The organism is Micromonospora xinjiangensis, assembly GCF_056150165.1.
This window is the reverse complement of the sequence record NZ_JAXCFO010000002.1, coordinates 778,340-794,601: the sequence shown is the minus strand read 5'-3', so window position 1 is coordinate 794,601 and position 16,262 is coordinate 778,340. Positions and strand designations below refer to the sequence as shown.

At 73.8% G+C, this 16,262-nt stretch carries 18 protein-coding genes and 1 pseudogene; 10 read left to right on the top strand and 9 right to left on the bottom strand.

Annotated elements, in window-relative coordinates:
- The first annotated feature begins 110 nt into the window (after positions 1-110).
- The 3 genes from SM573_RS10575 to SM573_RS10565 all read left to right on the top strand — a co-directional run bounded on the left by SM573_RS10575 (position 111) and on the right by SM573_RS10565 (position 3,569).
- Positions 111-290, top strand: coding sequence for a DUF6104 family protein (locus tag SM573_RS10575; RefSeq protein WP_474615969.1), 180 nt, complete (start codon positions 111-113; stop codon positions 288-290).
- An 88-nt stretch (positions 291-378) separates the two neighbouring features.
- Entirely contained in the window at positions 379-2,454 is a 2,076-nt protein-coding gene (pta, locus tag SM573_RS10570) for a phosphate acetyltransferase (protein ID WP_474615968.1), read from the top strand.
- Entirely contained in the window at positions 2,451-3,569 is a 1,119-nt protein-coding gene (locus SM573_RS10565) for an acetate/propionate family kinase (protein WP_474615967.1), read from the top strand. The genes pta and SM573_RS10565 overlap by 4 nt, the downstream gene beginning before the upstream one ends.
- A 43-nt stretch (positions 3,570-3,612) precedes the next feature.
- Here SM573_RS10565 and SM573_RS10560 read toward each other — a convergent pair whose 3' ends face one another.
- The gene (locus SM573_RS10560; RefSeq protein WP_474615966.1) at positions 3,613-3,786 is read right to left on the bottom strand and encodes a hypothetical protein; all 174 of its coding nucleotides are present in this window, start codon (positions 3,784-3,786) and stop codon (positions 3,613-3,615) included.
- 158 nt (positions 3,787-3,944) lie between these two features.
- Here SM573_RS10560 and SM573_RS10555 point away from each other — a divergent pair, with 158 nt between their 5' ends.
- Together SM573_RS10555 and SM573_RS10550 are read left to right on the top strand one after the other, a co-directional pair.
- Entirely contained in the window at positions 3,945-4,832 is an 888-nt protein-coding gene (locus SM573_RS10555; protein WP_474613725.1) for an alpha/beta hydrolase family protein, read from the top strand.
- 70 nt (positions 4,833-4,902) lie between these two features.
- Positions 4,903-5,868: an alpha/beta hydrolase family protein gene (locus SM573_RS10550; protein ID WP_474613724.1), complete on the top strand. Its 966-nt coding sequence runs from the start codon at positions 4,903-4,905 to the stop codon at positions 5,866-5,868.
- Between the two features lie 145 nt (positions 5,869-6,013).
- On the opposite strand, the gene SM573_RS10545 is transcribed toward SM573_RS10550, so the two are convergent.
- The 3 genes from SM573_RS10545 to SM573_RS10535 form a co-directional block, all read right to left on the bottom strand.
- Positions 6,014-6,976, bottom strand: a complete 963-nt coding sequence (locus SM573_RS10545) for a zinc-binding dehydrogenase (RefSeq protein ID WP_474615965.1) — start codon at positions 6,974-6,976, stop codon at positions 6,014-6,016.
- 99 nt (positions 6,977-7,075) lie between these two features.
- A complete protein-coding gene (locus SM573_RS10540; protein ID WP_474613722.1) occupies positions 7,076-8,254 on the bottom strand; it encodes an NAD(P)-dependent malic enzyme in 1,179 nt (392 codons plus the stop codon).
- A 143-nt stretch (positions 8,255-8,397) separates the two neighbouring features.
- Positions 8,398-8,805, bottom strand: coding sequence for a S24/S26 family peptidase (locus SM573_RS10535; RefSeq protein WP_474613721.1), 408 nt, complete (start codon positions 8,803-8,805; stop codon positions 8,398-8,400).
- Positions 8,806-8,830: 25 nt separating this feature from the next.
- Here SM573_RS10535 and sodN point away from each other — a divergent pair, with 25 nt between their 5' ends.
- The 3 genes from sodN (at position 8,831) to SM573_RS10520 (ending at position 10,193) form a co-directional block, all read left to right on the top strand.
- The gene (sodN, locus tag SM573_RS10530; RefSeq protein ID WP_474613720.1) at positions 8,831-9,235 is read left to right on the top strand and encodes a superoxide dismutase, Ni; all 405 of its coding nucleotides are present in this window, start codon (positions 8,831-8,833) and stop codon (positions 9,233-9,235) included.
- Between the two features lie 65 nt (positions 9,236-9,300).
- The gene (locus tag SM573_RS10525) at positions 9,301-9,753 is read left to right on the top strand and encodes an N-acetyltransferase family protein (RefSeq protein WP_474616061.1); all 453 of its coding nucleotides are present in this window, start codon (positions 9,301-9,303) and stop codon (positions 9,751-9,753) included.
- A gap of 32 nt (positions 9,754-9,785) precedes the next feature.
- Complete coding sequence (locus SM573_RS10520) at positions 9,786-10,193, top strand: ATP-binding protein (RefSeq protein ID WP_474613719.1); 408 nt, start codon at positions 9,786-9,788, stop codon at positions 10,191-10,193.
- 19 nt (positions 10,194-10,212) lie between these two features.
- Here the strand turns inward: SM573_RS10520 and SM573_RS10515 are convergent, their stop codons facing one another.
- Positions 10,213-10,650: a hypothetical protein gene (locus SM573_RS10515; protein WP_474613718.1), complete on the bottom strand. Its 438-nt coding sequence runs from the start codon at positions 10,648-10,650 to the stop codon at positions 10,213-10,215.
- Here SM573_RS10515 and SM573_RS10510 point away from each other — a divergent pair.
- Complete coding sequence (locus SM573_RS10510) at positions 10,649-11,602, top strand: diacylglycerol/lipid kinase family protein (protein WP_474613717.1); 954 nt, start codon at positions 10,649-10,651, stop codon at positions 11,600-11,602. The two genes, SM573_RS10515 and SM573_RS10510, sit on opposite strands and share 2 nt — an antisense overlap.
- A gap of 440 nt (positions 11,603-12,042) precedes the next feature.
- The gene (locus tag SM573_RS10505) at positions 12,043-12,300 is read left to right on the top strand and encodes a WhiB family transcriptional regulator (protein ID WP_076472094.1); all 258 of its coding nucleotides are present in this window, start codon (positions 12,043-12,045) and stop codon (positions 12,298-12,300) included.
- A gap of 217 nt (positions 12,301-12,517) precedes the next feature.
- Here the strand turns inward: SM573_RS10505 and SM573_RS10500 are convergent.
- The 4 genes and pseudogenes from SM573_RS10500 to SM573_RS10485 form a co-directional block, all read right to left on the bottom strand.
- Positions 12,518-13,297 (bottom strand): annotated as a pseudogene (locus tag SM573_RS10500) (sirohydrochlorin chelatase); the annotation flags it as partial.
- Positions 13,279-14,040, bottom strand: a complete 762-nt coding sequence (locus tag SM573_RS10495; RefSeq protein WP_474613716.1) for a phosphoadenylyl-sulfate reductase — start codon at positions 14,038-14,040, stop codon at positions 13,279-13,281. The gene SM573_RS10495 and the pseudogene SM573_RS10500, both read right to left, overlap by 19 nt.
- A 37-nt stretch (positions 14,041-14,077) precedes the next feature.
- A complete protein-coding gene (locus tag SM573_RS10490) occupies positions 14,078-14,239 on the bottom strand; it encodes a hypothetical protein (protein ID WP_474613715.1) in 162 nt (53 codons plus the stop codon).
- Positions 14,236-15,948, bottom strand: coding sequence for a nitrite/sulfite reductase (locus SM573_RS10485; RefSeq protein ID WP_474615964.1), 1,713 nt, complete (start codon positions 15,946-15,948; stop codon positions 14,236-14,238). Before SM573_RS10485 ends, SM573_RS10490 begins: the two co-directional genes overlap by 4 nt.
- Positions 15,949-16,262 lie beyond the last annotated feature (314 nt).

The window sequence follows — 16,262 nt, the reverse complement described above, 5'->3', positions numbered from 1 at the left end:
CCTGACCGCACCGTCGCCAGCCGGGGCAGGACCGTCGTCGGACGGCCCTGCCCCGGCTGCGTCGGGCAGACCCGCCCGGCGTGCGCCGGGCCCAGGAAGAGGACGTACGCATGTACTTCACCGACCGCGGCATCGAGGAACTGGTCGAGCGCCGGGGCGACGAGCAGATCAGCATCGAGTGGCTCGCCGAGCGGCTGCGCGACTTCGTCGACCTGAACCCGGAGTTCGAGACCCCGGTGGAACGCCTGGCGACCTACCTGGCCCGCCTGGACGACGAAGACGACGAGTAGCCCCACCCCGGCCTCCGGCGAGCGGGCGCGGGGTTCAGGTGTGGCCCGGGACGCGGCGGGGCGCTTCGCGATCTTCTAGGGTGGGAGCGTGGCGCGGAGCGTGTATCTCACCAGCGTGGGGTCGGGCGGCGGGAAGTCCACCATCGCGCTCGGGCTCGCCGAGTTGCTCTCCCGCCAGGTCGGGCGCATCGGCGTGTTCCGGCCCCTGATCTCCGGCAACGGCCCGGACCCGATCCTGGCGCTGCTGAGCGAGCGCTACCGCATCGACGCGCCGCTGGCCGACCTGGCCGGAGCGACGTACCCCGAGGCCACCGCCCTGGTCGCCGACGGTCGCCGCGAGGAGCTGATCTCCCGCATCGTCGAGCGGTACCGCGCCATCGAGCGGCACTGCCCGGCCGTGGTGGTCGTGGGCAGCGACTTCGACGACACCGGGGATCCGGCCCGCCCGCGCGAGCTGGCGTTCAACGCCCGGCTGGCCACCGAGTTCAGCAGCGTCGTGGTGCCCGTGGTCGACGGCTTCGGGCAGGAACCCGCCGCCATCGCGGCAGCCGCCCGCGGCGCGTACCACGACCTCGCGGACCTGGGCGCCACCGTGCTCGCCGTGGTGGCCAACCGGGTGCCCGAGCCGATGACGTTGCCGGAGCTGCCCGTCCCCGCGTACGCCATCCCGGAGGTACCGAGCGTGTCGGCGCCGACGGTGGCCGAGGTCGCCACGGCGCTGGACGCCACCCTGCTGAGCGGTGACGACGCGGCGTTGGGTCGGGACGTGCTCGACTTCGTGGTCGGCGCGGCGCACGTGCCCACCCTGCTCGACCACCTGACCCCCGGGGCGCTGGTGATCACACCTGGCGACCGGGCCGACCTGCTGGTCGCGGCGAGTGCCGCGCACGTGTCCGGGCAGGTCCCGCTGGCCGGCCTGGTGCTCACCCTCGGCGAGCTGCCGGACCCGCGGGCGATGCGGCTCGTGGAGAAGCTCAACACCGGGCTCGCCGTGCTCTCCGTCCGCACCGACAGCTACGACACCGTCGCCGCGTCCAGCCGGATCGAGGGGCGGCCCAGCGCCGACAACCCGCGCAAGGTCGAGGCCGCGCTCGGCGCGTTCGAGGCGAACGTCGACACCGTGGACCTGGCCCGCCGGCTGCGGGTCAGCCGATCCGCGCGGGTCACCCCGCTGATGTTCGAGAACGACCTGATCGACCGCGCCCGCACGCGACGGCGTCACCTGGTGCTGCCGGAGGGCGGCGAGGAGCGGATCCTGCGCGCGGCCGAGATCCTGTTGCGCCGGGGCGTCGCCGAGCTGACCGTGCTCGGCCGTCCCGACGAGATCGGCCGGCGCGCCCGGGAGCTGGGCCTGGACATCGCGGACGCGCACGTCGTCGACCCGGTCACCAGCGAGTGGCGCGACGAGTTCGCCGAGGAGTACGCCCGGCTGCGCGCCCACCGCGGTGTCACCGCGGAGTTGGCGCACGACATCGCCGCCCAGCCCAACTACTTCGGCACGCTCATGGTCCGTGCCGGGTACGCCGACGGCATGGTCTCCGGGGCGACCCACACGACGGCCGCCACGATCCGCCCCGCCTTCGAGATCATCCGGACCGTGCCGGGCGTCTCGGTCGCCTCCAGCGTGTTCTTCATGCTGCTCGCCGACCGGGTGCTGGTGTACGGCGACTGCGCCGTGAACCGCGATCCGGACGCGCCCCAGCTCGCCGACATCGCGATCTCGTCGGCGGACACGGCGGCGCGGTTCGGGATCGAGCCGCGCGTGGCGATGCTGTCGTACTCGACGGGCAGCTCCGGCGCGGGCGCGGACGTGGAGAAGGTGGCCGCCGCCACCGCGCTGGTCCGTGAACGCCGGCCGGACCTGCTCGTGGAGGGCCCGATCCAGTACGACGCGGCGATCGACCCGGCCGTCGCCGCCACGAAGCTGCCGGGCAGCCCGGTGGCCGGCCGGGCGACGGTGTTCATCTTCCCGGACCTGAACACCGGCAACAACACGTACAAGGCGGTGCAGCGCTCCGCGGGCGCGGTGGCGGTCGGGCCGGTCATGCAGGGCCTGCGCCGTCCGGTCAACGACCTGTCCCGGGGCGCCACCGTGCCGGACATCGTCAACACGGTGGCGATCACCGCGATCCAGGCCGCCGCGCCGACCGAGGAGGCCGAATGAGCCGCGTCCTGGTGCTCAACTGCGGGTCCTCGTCGGTGAAGTACCGGCTCTACGACGGCGACGAGGTGCGGGACAAGGGCACCGTCGAGCGGGTCGGCGAGCCGGGCGGCGGGCCGGCCGACCACGAGAGCGCCGTCCAGGCGATCCTCGCGGGGCTGGACCTGGCCGGGCTCACCGCGGTGGGCCACCGGGTCGTGCACGGCGGCAAACGGTTCGGCGAGCCGGTGCTCATCGACGAGCAGGTGCTGGCCGCCATCCGCGACCTGGTCCCGCTCGCGCCGCTGCACAACCCGCCGAACCTCGCCGGCATCGAGGTGGCCCGGCAGGCGCTGCCGGACGTGCCCCAGGTCGCGGTCTTCGACACCGCGTTCCACCGCACCCTCCCCGAGGCGGCCGCGACGTACGCGATCGACCGGGACATCGCCGACCGGTACGGAATCCGCCGCTACGGCTTCCACGGCACCTCGCACGCGTACGTGTCCCGGCGCACCGCCGAACTGCTCGGCCGCCCCTACGAGGAGCTGAACACGATCACGCTGCACCTGGGGAACGGGGCCAGCGCCTGCGCGGTCGCCGGCGGGCGGAGCGTGGCCACCTCGATGGGCATGTCGCCGTTGGAGGGCCTGGTCATGGGCACCCGCAGCGGCGACCTCGACCCCACGGTCATCTTCCACCTGCGCCGCGAGGGCGGGCTCTCCGTGGACGACATCGACGACCTGCTCAACCACCGCAGCGGCCTGCTCGGGCTGACCGGCGCCAACGACATGCGGGAGGTGCTCGCCCGCCGGGCGGCCGGCGACCGGGCGGCGGAGCTCGCCTTCGACGTCTACTGCCGGCGGATCACCGGCTACGTGGGGGCGTACTACGCCCTGCTCGGCCGGGTGGACGCGGTGACCTTCACGGCCGGTGTCGGCGAGCACGCGGCCCCGGTGCGGGAGAGGGCTCTGGCCGGTCTCGGCCGGCTCGGCGTCGCGGTGGACCCGGGGCGCAACGGTGGCGACGGCGACCGGATCATCTCGCCGGACGGAGCCGAGGTCGCGGTCTGCGTCGTCGGCACCGACGAGGAGCGCGAGATCGCCCGCGCGGCCCGCCAGGTGCTCGCCGCCACCGACTGACCGTCGACCTCCGCCGCCGCTCGCGGCGCTACGCGCCCGGTTGTCAGTCGACCGCGAGCCAGACGACCAGCGCCAGCACCACGACGGCGGCCACGGCCAGGGCGATGATCACCGGCAGCCGGTTGGCGGCCGCCGCCGGCGCCTCACCCTCGGGGCTGTGGGCGAAGGCGCGGAACGCCTCGGTGTTGCCGCTCGGGTCGGTGTAGTTCTCAGGCATGCGGGTGACCCTAGCGAAGCCCGTCCAACCGGGCGGCCCCGCTACGGGCCGTCACCACAGCCCGGGACCACGCGGTGGAGCGGTTCCGACCGCAGGGTGGAGGCGGCAGGAGCCGGAAGGTGGGCGGATCACCGTCGCCCGACCCCTACCGTGGAGTCGTGGGGGCGAGGCGGCTGGCGGCCGTGCTGGTGGCGGCGTTGCTCGCCGGGTGCGCGCCGGCCGGCGCCGTGACCGGGGCGCCGGCGCCGACGCGCCGGGCGCCCGAGGGGACGTACGCCGTCGGCGTGCGCACGTTCACCCTCGACCCGGGTTCGGCGCGTCCCCTGCCCGTCACCGTCTGGTACCCGGCACAGGACGGCGCGGTGGCCTCGGGGCGCTTCCCGGTGGTGATCTACAGCCACGGCCTGCACAGCCTGCCCGAGCTGCACGCCGAGCTGACCAGCCGGTGGGCGGCCGCCGGGTTCGTGGTGGCCGCGCCGGCCTTCCCGCACACGCGGCGCGGCGCGGCCCGTTTCACCCGGGCGGACGTACGCCACCAGCCGGCCGACGGCTGGCGACTGATCCGGCACCTCGTCCGGCTCGACACCCGCCGGGGCGACCCGCTCGCCGGGCACCTGGAGGTGACCCGGTTCGCCGCGGCCGGTCATTCGGCCGGTGGGTTCACCACCGCCGGGATGTTCACCTCGGGCCACTCGACGCGGCTCCGCAGCGGGATCATCATCGCCGGTGGCGGGATCGCGGGGGGCCTCGCGGGCCCGTCCGCTCCGCTGCTCTTCGTGCACGGCACCGCCGACCCGGTGGTGCCGCTGTCGGTGGGTCGGGCCGGGTACCAGCGGGCCCCCGGGCCGGCCGCGTTCCTCAGCGTGCTCGGCCAGGGCCACGGCGAGTACCTGACTCCGGGCCGGCCGGGCTTCGCCCAGGTCCTCGCCACCACCACGGACTTCCTCCGCTGGACCCTCTACGGCGACCGGGGCGCCCGCCGCCGGCTCCCGGCCGACGCGAGCTCCCCCACCCTGACCCGCTACGAGTCCCGCCTGCCCACCTGACCGGGGACGGCCCCGATCACGGCCCGGGTTACCGGCCTCGCGGCCGGGCGCGCCGGGCACAATCGGATTCATGCCCCGTCGCCGTTTCGCCGCCCTGCTCACCGCCGCCCTGGTCGCGGCCGGCCTGGCCGGCTGCTCCGGGAACGCCCCAACCGCCCAGCGGTGGAACGGCCCGGCCGAGCCCTCGGCGTCCGCCACGCCTACCCCGCTGGTGCCCCCCGGCAGGGCACCGGAGAGGAGCTTCGCGGTCGGCGTACGACAGCTGAAGCTCGACCGCGACGGCCGGCCGTTGCCGGTGACCGTCTGGTACCCGGCGGCCGGGTCGGCGGGCGGCGAGCCGGAGCGCTCCGCCGCGGCGGCGGAGGGGCGGTTCCCGGTGGTGATGTTCAGCCACGGCCTGACCGGCCGGCCGGACGACTACGAGCTCCTGCTCAGCCGCTGGGCGGCGGCCGGCTTCGTGGTCGCCGCGCCCACCTTCCCGCACACCTCGCGGGGCACCGACGGGAACGTGCTCGACGTGCTCAACCAGCCCGCCGACGTGTCGTACGCGCTGACCGAGGTGCTCGCCCTCGACGGCCGGGCGGGTGACCCGCTGCGCGGGCGGATCGCCACCGACCGGGTGGCGGCGGCCGGGCACTCCGCCGGTGGGGTGACCACCATCGGGCTCTTCACGGGCGGGCGCGACGAGCGGCTGGACGCGGGGGTGGTCTTCGCCGGCTCGTCGCTCGGCGTGGGTACGGCGTTCGCCGGCGCCACCGCCCCCCAGCTCTTCGTGCACGGGGAGCTGGACGAGGTGATCGACTACGCGGCCGGCAAGGCGGTCTACGACGCGGTGCCCTGGCCGAAGGCGATGCTCAGCCTCACCAAGGGCGACCACGGGCGGGCGCTGCTCTCCGACGGCGCCGCGCTGCGGGTGGTCTCGGACACCACTGTGGAGTTCCTCCGCTGGTCGCTCTACGGCGACGCGGCCGCCAAGGCGCGCATCCCCACCGACGCGGCCCGCGACGGCCTCGCCACCCTGGACAACCGCCTGTAGCTCGCCCAGGCGTACGTCGCACCGCCAGCCGGACTGCCGGCCGCCCGGGACCGCCGGCCGCGCAGGGCCACCGCCGCGAGGGCCACCGGCCGCGGCGCCGCCGACGCGCGGGAACGCCGGCCGGCGGGCCTCAGGCGCGTGGGCCTCAGGCGGTGTGGTCGACGACGACCTTGCCGAACACCTCGCCACCGTGCAGGCGGGCGAACGCCTCCTCGACCTTGCTGAACGGCACGACGCTGTCGACCACCGGGCGGACCTGCCGCTCGGCGCAGAACGTCAGCAGCTCGTACAGCTCGCCCGGGGTGCCCATCGAGGTGCCCAGGATCTCCAGCTGCATGGCGAAGACCCGGCGCAGGTTGACCTTCGGCTCGTGCCCCGCGGTCGCCCCGGAGACCACGATCCGGGCACCCGGCGCGGCCGACTTCATCGAGTGGTCGAAGGTGGCGGCGCCCACCGTCTCGACCACCACGTCCACCCGCTCCGGCAGCCGCGCGCCGGGCTCCACGGCCGTCGCGCCCAGCGCGGCGATCCGCTCCCGCTTCCCGGCGTCCCGGCTGGTGGCGTAGACCCGCTTGCCCATGGCGACGGCGAGCGCGACGGCCGCCGTGGCCACCCCGCCGCCCGCGCCCTGCACGAGCACCGAGTCGCCCTCCTCCACCCGGCCCTTCGTGGTCAGCATCCGCCAGGCGGTCAGCCAGGCGGTCGGCAGGCAGGCCGCGTCGGCGAGCGACAGCCCCTCCGGCAGCGGCACGAGGTTCGCCCGCGGCACGGCCACCCGCTCGGCGAGAGTGCCCGGGAAGTGCTCGGAGAGGATCGACATTCCCCGCGGGTCGCCCGGGGTGGGGACGACCGGGTAGACGACAACCTCGTTCCCGTCCGGGTCCAGACCGGCGGCGTCACAGCCGAGGATCATCGGCAGCTGCGCCTCGGTGAGGCCGACCCCGCGCAACGACCAGAGGTCGTGGTGGTTGAGCGAACTGGCCCGCACCTGCACGGTCACCCAGTCGTCGGCGGGGTGGGCCGGCTCCGGCCGCTCCCCCACCGTGAGCGCGGCGAGCGGGTTGACGTCGTCGAAGCGGGAGGCGAAGGCGGCACGCATGGTCGGCACCGTAACAAGCTGAGCGTCCGTTAAGAAGGGCCCCGCCTGTGCGAAACGCCTCAGCACGGGGCCTTCCACCTCGGGTGGACGCGGCGGCCGCCGTCGCGCTCAGACGCGGGCGACGCCGTCGCGGCGGGCCGCCTCGGCCACCGCCTCGGCCACCGCGGGGGCCACCCGCGGATCCAACGGCGACGGCACGACGGCCTCGGCGGTGAGCGTCTCGGCCACCACGCCGGCGATGGCGTCGGCGGCGGCGACCTTCATCCCGTCGGTGATCCGGGTGGCCCGGGCGTCCAGCGCGCCCCGGAACACACCGGGGAACGCGAGCACGTTGTTGATCTGGTTCGGGTAGTCGCTGCGCCCGGTGGCGACGACGGCGACGTGCCGGGCGGCCACCTCCGGATGCACCTCCGGCGTGGGGTTGGCCAGCGCGAAGACGATGCCGCCCGCCGCCATACCGGCCACCGCGGACTCCGGGATCTGCCCACCGGAGACACCGATCAGCACGTCCGCGCCGCGCAGCGCCTCACCGATGTCGCCCACGCGGCCGTCGGCGTTTGTCGTCGCGGCCAGCTCGGCCTTCGTGCCGGTCAGGTCGGTGCGGTGCCGGCCGATGATGCCCTTGGAGTCGCAGACCACCACCTGGTCGGGGTTCACGCCGCCGGCGATCAGCATCCGGGTGACCGCGACACCGGCCGCACCCGCGCCACTGACCGCCACCCGCAGGTCACCGAGCTTGCGGGTGAGCAGCGCCGCGGCGTTGCGCAACGCGGCGAGCACCACGATCGCCGTGCCGTGCTGGTCGTCGTGGAAGACGGGGATGTCGAGCGCCTCGTCGAGCCGCCGCTCCACCTCGAAGCACCTCGGCGCGCTGATGTCCTCCAGGTTGATCCCGCCGAACGAGGGCGCCAGCGCGCGCACCGTCGCCACGATCTCGTCCACGTCCTGGGTGTCCAGGCACACCGGGACCGCGTCCACGCCGGCGAACTGCTTGAACAGCACCGCCTTGCCCTCCATCACCGGCAGGGCCGCCCGAGGGCCGATGTTGCCCAGCCCGAGCACCGCCGAGCCGTCGGTGACCACCGCGACGGTGTGCGAGGCCCACGTGTAGTCGGCGGCCAGGGCCGGGTCGGCGGCGATCGCCTCGCACACCCGCGCCACACCGGGGGTGTACGCGAGGGAGAGGTCCTCCCGGCTGGTGAGCGGCACCGTCGAGGCGACGGCCATCTTGCCGCCCCGGTGCAGCCGGAAGACGGGATCAGCGGGGTCCACGGTGGACGAAGGCATTGGTGACTCCAGGACTCTGTCGAGCAGACGAAGCGGCCGGCTCGGGGCGCGAGGTGGGCGGCGAGCGGTGGCACGCGGTGCGGGGGGTCACCCGGGCACTTTCCGAGCATAGTGTCGCAGGTGCCCCTCGGATGTGAGCAGGGTCATAACCGATGTGGTCGTACCCGGCCGGGCCGGGGCCAGTAGCGGGCAAGCACCCGACCGTGCACATCGGCCACCCCGTAGGCCCGGGAGTCGTCCGTGATCAGGTCGTTGTCGCCGTGCAGCCACCAGCCGCCGTCCTGTTCGCGTACGGCGCGCTTGACCACCAGCAGGTCGGGGCGGCTGCGGAAGACGGCGACCACCACGTCCCCGGGCCGGACGCGGCGGCCACCGCGGCGCACCAGGATCGCGTCGCCGTGCCGCAGCGTCGGCGCCATGGACGGGCCGGTCACCAGGACGGCCGTCAACGGCCAGCGCAGCCGGGGCGGCCCGGCCGGGTGACGCGGCGGCATGGTTTCACCTCCACCCGGTCGGGGAGCCGGTCCAGGAGTAATGTCGTCTTGGATCATCGCAAACTTCCCATGGAGGATCCCGATGCGACTTCCACGCATCCTTACGCCCCGTGTCTCGGCGAGCGCCCACTGCGACCTGCCCTGCGGCGTCTACGACCCGGCGCAGGCCCGCATCGAGGCCGAGTCCGTGAAAATGATCTGCGAGAAGTACCAGGCGAACACCGACCCGGAGTTCCGCACCCGCGCGATCATCATCAAGGAGCAGCGCGCCGAGCTGGTCAAGCACCACCTCTGGGTGCTCTGGACGGACTACTTCAAGGCCACCCACTTCGAGAAGTACCCGCAGCTGCACCAGCTGTTCAACGAGGCCACGAAGCTCGCGGGTTCCGGCGGTGTGAAGGGCAGCCTCGACCCGGCGACCGCCGACCAGCTGCTCCAGAAGATCGACGAGATCGCCAAGATCTTCTGGGAGACCAAGAAGGCGTGACCCCCGGGGCCACCGCACCCACGATCCGGCCGGCACGTCCCGAGGACGTGCCGGCCGTCGTCGCGATGGTGCACGAACTCGCGACGTACGAGCGCGCTCCCGACCAGTGCCACCTCACCGAGGAGCAGCTGGCGGCCGCCCTGTTCGGCCCGTCGCCGGCGCTCTACGGCCACGTGGCCGTGGACGACCGCGACGAGCCGGTCGGGTTCGCGCTCTGGTTCCTCAACTTCTCCACCTGGGCCGGCGTGCACGGCATCCACCTGAAGGACCTCTACGTCCGGCCGGCCGCCCGGGGCACCGGCGCGGGCCGGCTGCTGCTCGCCACCCTCGCCGCGATCTGCGTCGAGCGCGGCTACCGCCGGCTCGAGTGGTCGATGATCGACTGGAACCCGGCGGCCGGGTTCTACGCCGCGATCGGTGCGGAGCAGATACCCGAGTGGGTTCCGTACCGGCTCAGCGGCGACGCGCTGCACCGGCTCGCCCGCCAGGTGCCCGCCCCCACCCACCCGACCCCCTGAGCGGGTAGAGTCCCCGACCGGGGGGATGAGTCGTGACTCAACTGACCGGCCAGGCGGCCATCGGCGACGATGTCGTGCACCTCACCGTGCCCGCCGACGGCGGCTATCTGGGCGTCCTGCGCACCGCCACGGCGGGCCTCGCGGCCCGGCTGCAGTTCGCCCTCGACGAGATCGAGGATCTGCGGATCGCGGTCGACGAGGCCTGCGCGATGCTGCTGGCGATCGCGACCTCCGACGCCGAGCTGGAGTGCCGCTTCTCCGTGACGGATGACGCGCTGACCGTCGAGGTGACCGTGCCCACCGTCCGCGGCGCGAAGCTGCCCGCGGAGTCCTCCTTCGCGTGGAAGGTGCTCACCGCGCTGACCACCTCGGCGTCCGCCACGGCCAGCGACGGGCGGGCGACCATCGGGCTGCTCACCCGCCGGTCCACCGGCTACTGAGCCGCGGGTCGGCGGCAGGTCAGGAGAAGCCGAGCGCCCGGTTGGTGGCCGGGCTCACCAGCAGCGCGCTCACCGCGAGACCGAGCGCCATCAGCGGTACGCCCAGCCAGCCCATCCCGCCCTGGATCATGTACCAGCCGACGGGCAGCAGCATGAGCTGCAACACGATCGCCGGGGCGCGCGCACCGGCCCGGCAGCGGGCCAGCGCCCCGCCGAGCGCCCACAGCCCGACCGCTCCCCCGACGGCGAAGGCCGTCACCAGCAGCGCCGAGGTGAGGCCGACGGTGGTCTCGGCGGTCAGGTCGGCCCAGATCAGCCAGACGGCGATCAGGCCCACGGCGACCGCCTCGCCGCGAAGCAGCCGGACCGCCCAGCGGAGCGTGACGGGAATCGGGTCGGAGTCGGTGGTCACGGGCGCCACGATACCCGGGCTACCGAGGGGTACAGTGCCGCCCATGCGGGCCGTCCTGGTGGTCAATCCGAAGGCCACCACCACCAGCGAACGCAGCCGGGACGTCCTGGTCCGTGCGCTGCGCAGCGAAGTCGACCTCACCGTGCGCTACACCCGCCGACGTGGACACGCGACCGCGCTGGCGCGGGAGGCGGCCGAGGAGGGGGTCGACGTCGTCGTCACCCTCGGTGGCGACGGCACGGTCAACGAGGTGGTCAACGGCCTCATGACCGCGCACCCGCCGACGGTGCCCGACGCGCTGCCGCCCGCCGAGCGGCTGCCCGCGCTGGCGACCGTCCCGGGTGGGTCGACGAACGTCTTCGCCCGTGCGCTGGGCCTGCCCCGCGAGTGGGCGGAGGGGACCAGCATGATCCTCGAAGGGCTGCGGCTGGGCCGCTACCGGACCATCGGGTTGGGCCGGGCGGACGACCGCTACTTCACGTTCTGCGCGGGCTTCGGGCTCGACGCGGCCGTGATCCACCGCGTCGAGCAGGCACGCCGACGGGGGCGGGTCTCCAGCCCCGGGCTCTACCTGCGGGCGACGTTGAGCCAGTACTTCCTCGCGTCCGACCGGCGGCATCCGGCGATGAGTCTCGAGCGGCCCGGCGAACCGGTGGAGAGCGGGCTGGCCAGCGCGATCATCCAGAACACCGCGCCGTGGACGTACCTGGGCGACCGGGAGATCAATCCGAACCCGGACGCGTCCTTCGACCTCGGCCTGGACGTGCTCGCCTTCCGACAACTCCGGGTGCCCAGCACGGCACGCACAGTGACCCAGTTCTTCTCGGCCCGCCCCGACCCCCGGGACGGACGGCAGGCGCTGCGACTGCACGACGTGGCGGAGTTCACGCTGCTGTCCCATCGCCCGCAGGCCTTCCAGCTGGACGGCGACTACCTGGGTGAGCGGGAGAAAGTCCGATTCACATCCGTCCCGGCCGCACTGAGAGTAATCTGCTAGCTCTCGGGTACCGCCCTAGCTTGAGCGCCGGACCGCACGGACGGGACGGCCGCGACACGAGGGGAAGGTGCCGGAAATGTCAACATTGTCACGCCGCCCGTACTATATTGATCCTCGACTGTGGTACGCCGGGTAACCAGAGCGCTCTGGAATCCGGACAAATGGGTTGTGGGCTTGCTCACCGCGCGGAGTTTTTCTGAGCGTCACCCTTGACATTGTGTGAGTTCGTGAAAGTATTCACAAGCGAACTTGAGTTACCGGGACGCCGCTTGGATAAGCTCGGCAGGTTGAGCTGTTCCAGCAGGTCCCCGGGGCCAACAGCCTGCTCACGCATTGCCGAATAGTCGGACGCGAACCGTCACGACCGGCGCTGCGGACGCATATAGGAAAAGCACCAAAGCACGATCTGCCACCCATCCAGAATGAGGAGTGTTGCCGCCATGGACTGGCGTCACCATGCTGTCTGCCGCGACGAGGACCCGGAGCTGTTCTTCCCGATCGGGACGTCCGGTCCGGCTCTCCTGCAGGTCGAGCAGGCCAAGGCCGTCTGCCGGCGCTGCTCCGTGACCGACCAGTGCCTGCAGTGGGCGCTCGAGTCGGGTCAGGACGCCGGCGTCTGGGGCGGGATGAGCGAGGAGGAGCGGCGCGCTCTCAAGCGTCGCGGCGGCCTCCGGGTGCTGCGCGCTCACTCCGCCTGATCACCGACACAGCCGCACGCCCCGCTGGGATGATTCCCGCGGGGCGTTCTGCTTTTCACCGCCGGGTCGAGGCAGCCGCGACAAGCGCGACGGATACGGCGTCGACCCGCCCGGCCGGGCCGGGCGGCAGCGCACGCGGTGTGACGACGGACGCGGGATCGACGGCACGCAGTGTGACGACCGGCGCCCCACTGATCTCACGGGGCGTGACGGTCGGGCCCGTCGACGCGTCGACCCGGCGCAGCACGAGGCCGGCCAGCTCCGGCGCGTCGGCGAGCGGTGCGGAGACGGCCACCGCTCCGGCCGCCCGCGCCGCGGCCGTCACCGCGTCGTGGAAGAGGCCGGGCGCCAGGAAGTACGCGGACACCGCCACCCGCCGCGCCCCGTCCGCGCGCAGCCGGGCGACCGCCGTGTCCACCGTCGGCGCCGCCGCCGAGGCGTACGACACCCGGACGGGCACGCCCAGGGTCGCCCCCAGTGCGGCGGCGACGCGCCCCACCGAGCCACGCGCCCGCGCGTCCCGGGTGCCCGCGGCCGCCAGCACCAGCGCGTCGAAGCGGCCCGGATCCGCCTCGGCCAGCCGTCGCCGCAGGCCGGCCAGGAGCGCGTCGTCCACGTCGGCGCCCGTCGGCCCGAGCACGTCGGTCACGCGTACGGCCAGCCCCGGCGCGTCGGACCGGGCCGCGGCCACCGCCGCCGGGATGTCCACCCGGCGGTGGTAGGCGGCGGTCAACAGCAGCGGGACCAGCACCGCTCGCCGGTGGCCGGCGAGCGCCAGCGCCCGCAGCGCGTCGGCCGGAGCGGGCTCGGTGTGGTCGAGCCAGCTCGCCGAGACCGGGGTGCCGGGCCGGGCGGCCGACACCGCCCGGACCAGCGCCCGGGTCGCCGCGGCAGCCCGCGGATCGCGACTGCCGTGCGCGACCAGGACGACCGGATCGGTCGGGGCCGCCCCCGCGAGGGCGGGCCCCACCGGCCGGATCAGGTGTGCAGTCCGCATTCGGTCTTCTCGAACATCGCCCACCGGCCGGCGCGGGGATCCTCCCCCGCCCGGGTCCGCCGGGTGCACGGCCAGCAGCCGATCGACCCGTACCCCTGCTTGAACAACTCGTTGACCGGCACGTTCCACCGCGCGATGTAGCCGTCCACGTCCGCCTGCGTCCAGGCGGCGATCGGATTGACCTTCACCTTGCCGCGGCGGGCGTCGAAGCCGACCACGGGCGTGTTCGCCCGTGTGGGCGACTCGTCCCGGCGCAGCCCTGCGGCCCACGCGTCGTACCCGGCGAGCGCCCGCTCCAACGGCTCCACCTTCCGCAGCTGGCAGCAGTCGTCGGGCGACCTGTTGAACAGGCGGGGACCGTACTGGCCGTCCTGCTGGCCCACAGTGAGCCGGGGCCGGATCGAGCGGACGTTCACCGGCAGCGTCCGGGCCACCTCGTCGCGCACGCGCAGCGTCTCGGGGAAGTGCAGGCCCGTGTCGAGGAAGACCACGTCGACACCGGGCGCGGCCCGGGACACCAGGTGCGCCAGCACCGCGTCCGCCATCGAGCTGGTCACGCAGAACCGCTCGCCGAACGTCTCGGCGGCCCACCGGGCGATCTCCAGGGCCGGCGCGCCCTCCAGCTCCCGGGCGGCCTCCTCGGCCAGCGCGCGCAGCTCCTCCGGGTCGCGCCGGGCCGGGTCCACGGGCGCCGGACCACCGACGCCCACCAGGCCGAGCTTCGCCGCCGACGACAGACTCATCGCCGCCCCCTCCCGGCCGCGGCCGGCGCGCCGGCGTTCACCGGGCCACCGCCCGGCTCAGCAGGCCGGTGAACCGGACGGTGAAGACCCGGGCGCAGGCGTGGCACTCCCAGGCGCCGTGGCTCGCCTCGTGGGGCCGCAGGTCCTCCTCGCCGCAGTACGGGCAGTACAGAGGTGCCGCTCGGTTCTCGCTGCTCATCGCAGTTCCTCCTCGTCGACTCTGATCACCCAGCGGGCGAACGTCTCGCCCTCGTGCCGGCCGGCCAGATAGCGGCGGGCCAGCCGTTCCACGTACGCCGGAAGCTCCTCGGCGGTGGTCTTCAGGCCGCGCAGCTTGCGGCCGAAGCCGGCGGTCTGCCCGGCGGCCATGCCGAGACCACCACCGAGGTGCACCTGGAAGCCCTCCACCTGACGGCCGTCCGGGCCCACGACCAGCTGGCCCTTCAGACCGATGTCCGCGACCTGGGTGCGCGCGCAGGCGTTCGGGCAGCCGTTGAGGTGGATGGAGATGTCCGCGTCGAAGTCACGCAGCCGCTGTTCGAGCCGCGCCACCAGCTCCTCGCCGCGGGCCTTGGTCTCGACGATCGCCAGCTTGCAGAACTCGATGCCGGTGCAGGCCATCGTGCCGCGCCGCCAGGCCGACGGCCGGGCGTCCAGACCGATGCCGCGCAGCGCGTCCACCAGGGACTCCGTCCGCTCCGGCGGCACGTCCAGCACCAGCAGCTTCTGGTACGGGGTCAGCCGCACCCGGTCGCTGCCGTGCGCCGCGACCACCTCGGCGAGCCGCGCGAGCTGCCCGCCGGAGACCCGACCGACGACCGGGGCGGCGCCCACGTAGTTGCGGCCGTCCCGCTGGCGGTGCACGCCGATGTGGTCGACGGGCTTGGTGGGCAGCTCCGAGGCGGGACCGTCCAGCAGCGACCGGCCGAGGTACTCCTTCTCCAGCACCTCCCGGAACCGCTCCACGCCCCAGTCGGCCACCAGGAACTTCAGCCGGGCCCGGTTGCGCAGCCGGCGGTAGCCGTAGTCGCGGAAGATGCCGACCACGCCGGCCCAGACGTCGGGCACCTCGGCCAGCGGCACCCACACGCCCAGCCGCTGGGCCAGCATCGGGTTGGTGGAGAGGCCCCCGCCGACCCAGAGGTCGAAGCCCGGGCCCTGGTCGGGGTGCTCGACGCCGAGGAAGGCGATGTCGTTGGCCTCGTACGGGGTGTCGACCAGCCAGGAGATCGACGACTTGAACTTGCGCGGCAGGTTGGAGAACTCGGGGTTGCCCACGTACCGGCGGACGATCTCGTCGAGCGCCGGCGTCGGGTCGATCACCTCGGCCTCGGCCACGCCCGCCACGGGGCTGCCGAGCACGATCCGCGGGCAGTCGCCGCACGCCTCGGTGGTCTGCAGGCCGACCGCCTCCAGCCGCCGCCAGATCTCCGGCACGTCCTCGATGCGGATCCAGTGGAACTGGACGTTCTGCCGGTCGGTGATGTCGGCGGTGTCCCGCGCGAACTCCTGCGAGATGGTGGCGATCGTCCGCAGCTGGGCCAGGAAGAGCTGCCCGCCGTCGATCCGCACCCGGAGCATGAAGTACTCGTCCTCGAGCTCGTGCGGTTCGAGCACGGCCGTACGCCCGCCGTCGATGCCCGGCTTGCGCTGGGTGTAGAGGCCCCACCAGCGGAACCGGCCGCGCAGGTCCGCCGGGTCGATGGACCCGAAGCCCCGGTGGGCGTAGATGTTCTCGATCCGCGCGCGGACGTTCAGCGGGTCGTCGTCCTTCTTGATCCGCTCGTTGGCGTTGAGCGGCTCACGGTGCCCGAGCGCCCACTGCCCCTCACCGCGTGGGCGGCGTGCGGTGCGCGCCGGACGTGCCGTCGGGTCCTCGGGCCGGGTGGAGATGCTGCTGACCGCCATCGAGGCGTCCTCCGTTGTCTGCTGGGCCTCGTCGAGCGCGTACGCGGCGGCGGCCCGTCAGGAACGGGCGAGCAGACGACGATGTCGGGGAGCCGGCGCGGTGCGCGCCCGAGTGCGAGAAGTCGGGCGTCGTCAGTGGGCCGGACAGATGGCGCTGCGCACGCGGCCGTAGTCGACGTGGCGACGGGCCACGAAGCGACGTACGACGGCGGCGGTCATGTCCGTCATGCTGCCACACCGGGCGGGGGCCGGCCAATGAGCACGTGCCTGATCCCACATCACGGGCGTCGTGCGTCGACGGCGGTGGGTGGGGC

Bases quoted from the DNA above. Each gene is read 5' to 3' on its own strand.
- sodN (WP_474613720.1), top strand. From the start codon at position 8,831: ATGCGACTTCCACGCATCCTTACGCCCCGTGTCTCGGCGAGCGCCCAC.
- SM573_RS10510 (WP_474613717.1), top strand. From the start codon at position 10,649: ATGCGGGCCGTCCTGGTGGTCAATCCGAAGGCCACCACCACCAGCGAA.
- SM573_RS10540 (WP_474613722.1), bottom strand. From the start codon at position 8,254: ATGCCTTCGTCCACCGTGGACCCCGCTGATCCCGTCTTCCGGCTGCAC.
- SM573_RS10560 (WP_474615966.1), bottom strand. From the start codon at position 3,786: ATGCCTGAGAACTACACCGACCCGAGCGGCAACACCGAGGCGTTCCGC.
- SM573_RS10565 (WP_474615967.1), top strand. From the start codon at position 2,451: ATGAGCCGCGTCCTGGTGCTCAACTGCGGGTCCTCGTCGGTGAAGTAC.
- SM573_RS10495 (WP_474613716.1), bottom strand. From the start codon at position 14,040: ATGAGTCTGTCGTCGGCGGCGAAGCTCGGCCTGGTGGGCGTCGGTGGT.
- SM573_RS10550 (WP_474613724.1), top strand. From the start codon at position 4,903: ATGCCCCGTCGCCGTTTCGCCGCCCTGCTCACCGCCGCCCTGGTCGCG.
- SM573_RS10505 (WP_076472094.1), top strand. From the start codon at position 12,043: ATGGACTGGCGTCACCATGCTGTCTGCCGCGACGAGGACCCGGAGCTG.
- SM573_RS10525 (WP_474616061.1), top strand. From the start codon at position 9,301: ATGGTGCACGAACTCGCGACGTACGAGCGCGCTCCCGACCAGTGCCAC.
- SM573_RS10575 (WP_474615969.1), top strand. From the start codon at position 111: ATGTACTTCACCGACCGCGGCATCGAGGAACTGGTCGAGCGCCGGGGC.
- SM573_RS10515 (WP_474613718.1), bottom strand. From the start codon at position 10,650: ATGGGCGGCACTGTACCCCTCGGTAGCCCGGGTATCGTGGCGCCCGTG.
- SM573_RS10490 (WP_474613715.1), bottom strand. From the start codon at position 14,239: ATGAGCAGCGAGAACCGAGCGGCACCTCTGTACTGCCCGTACTGCGGC.
- SM573_RS10535 (WP_474613721.1), bottom strand. From the start codon at position 8,805: ATGATCCAAGACGACATTACTCCTGGACCGGCTCCCCGACCGGGTGGA.
- SM573_RS10485 (WP_474615964.1), bottom strand. From the start codon at position 15,948: ATGGCGGTCAGCAGCATCTCCACCCGGCCCGAGGACCCGACGGCACGT.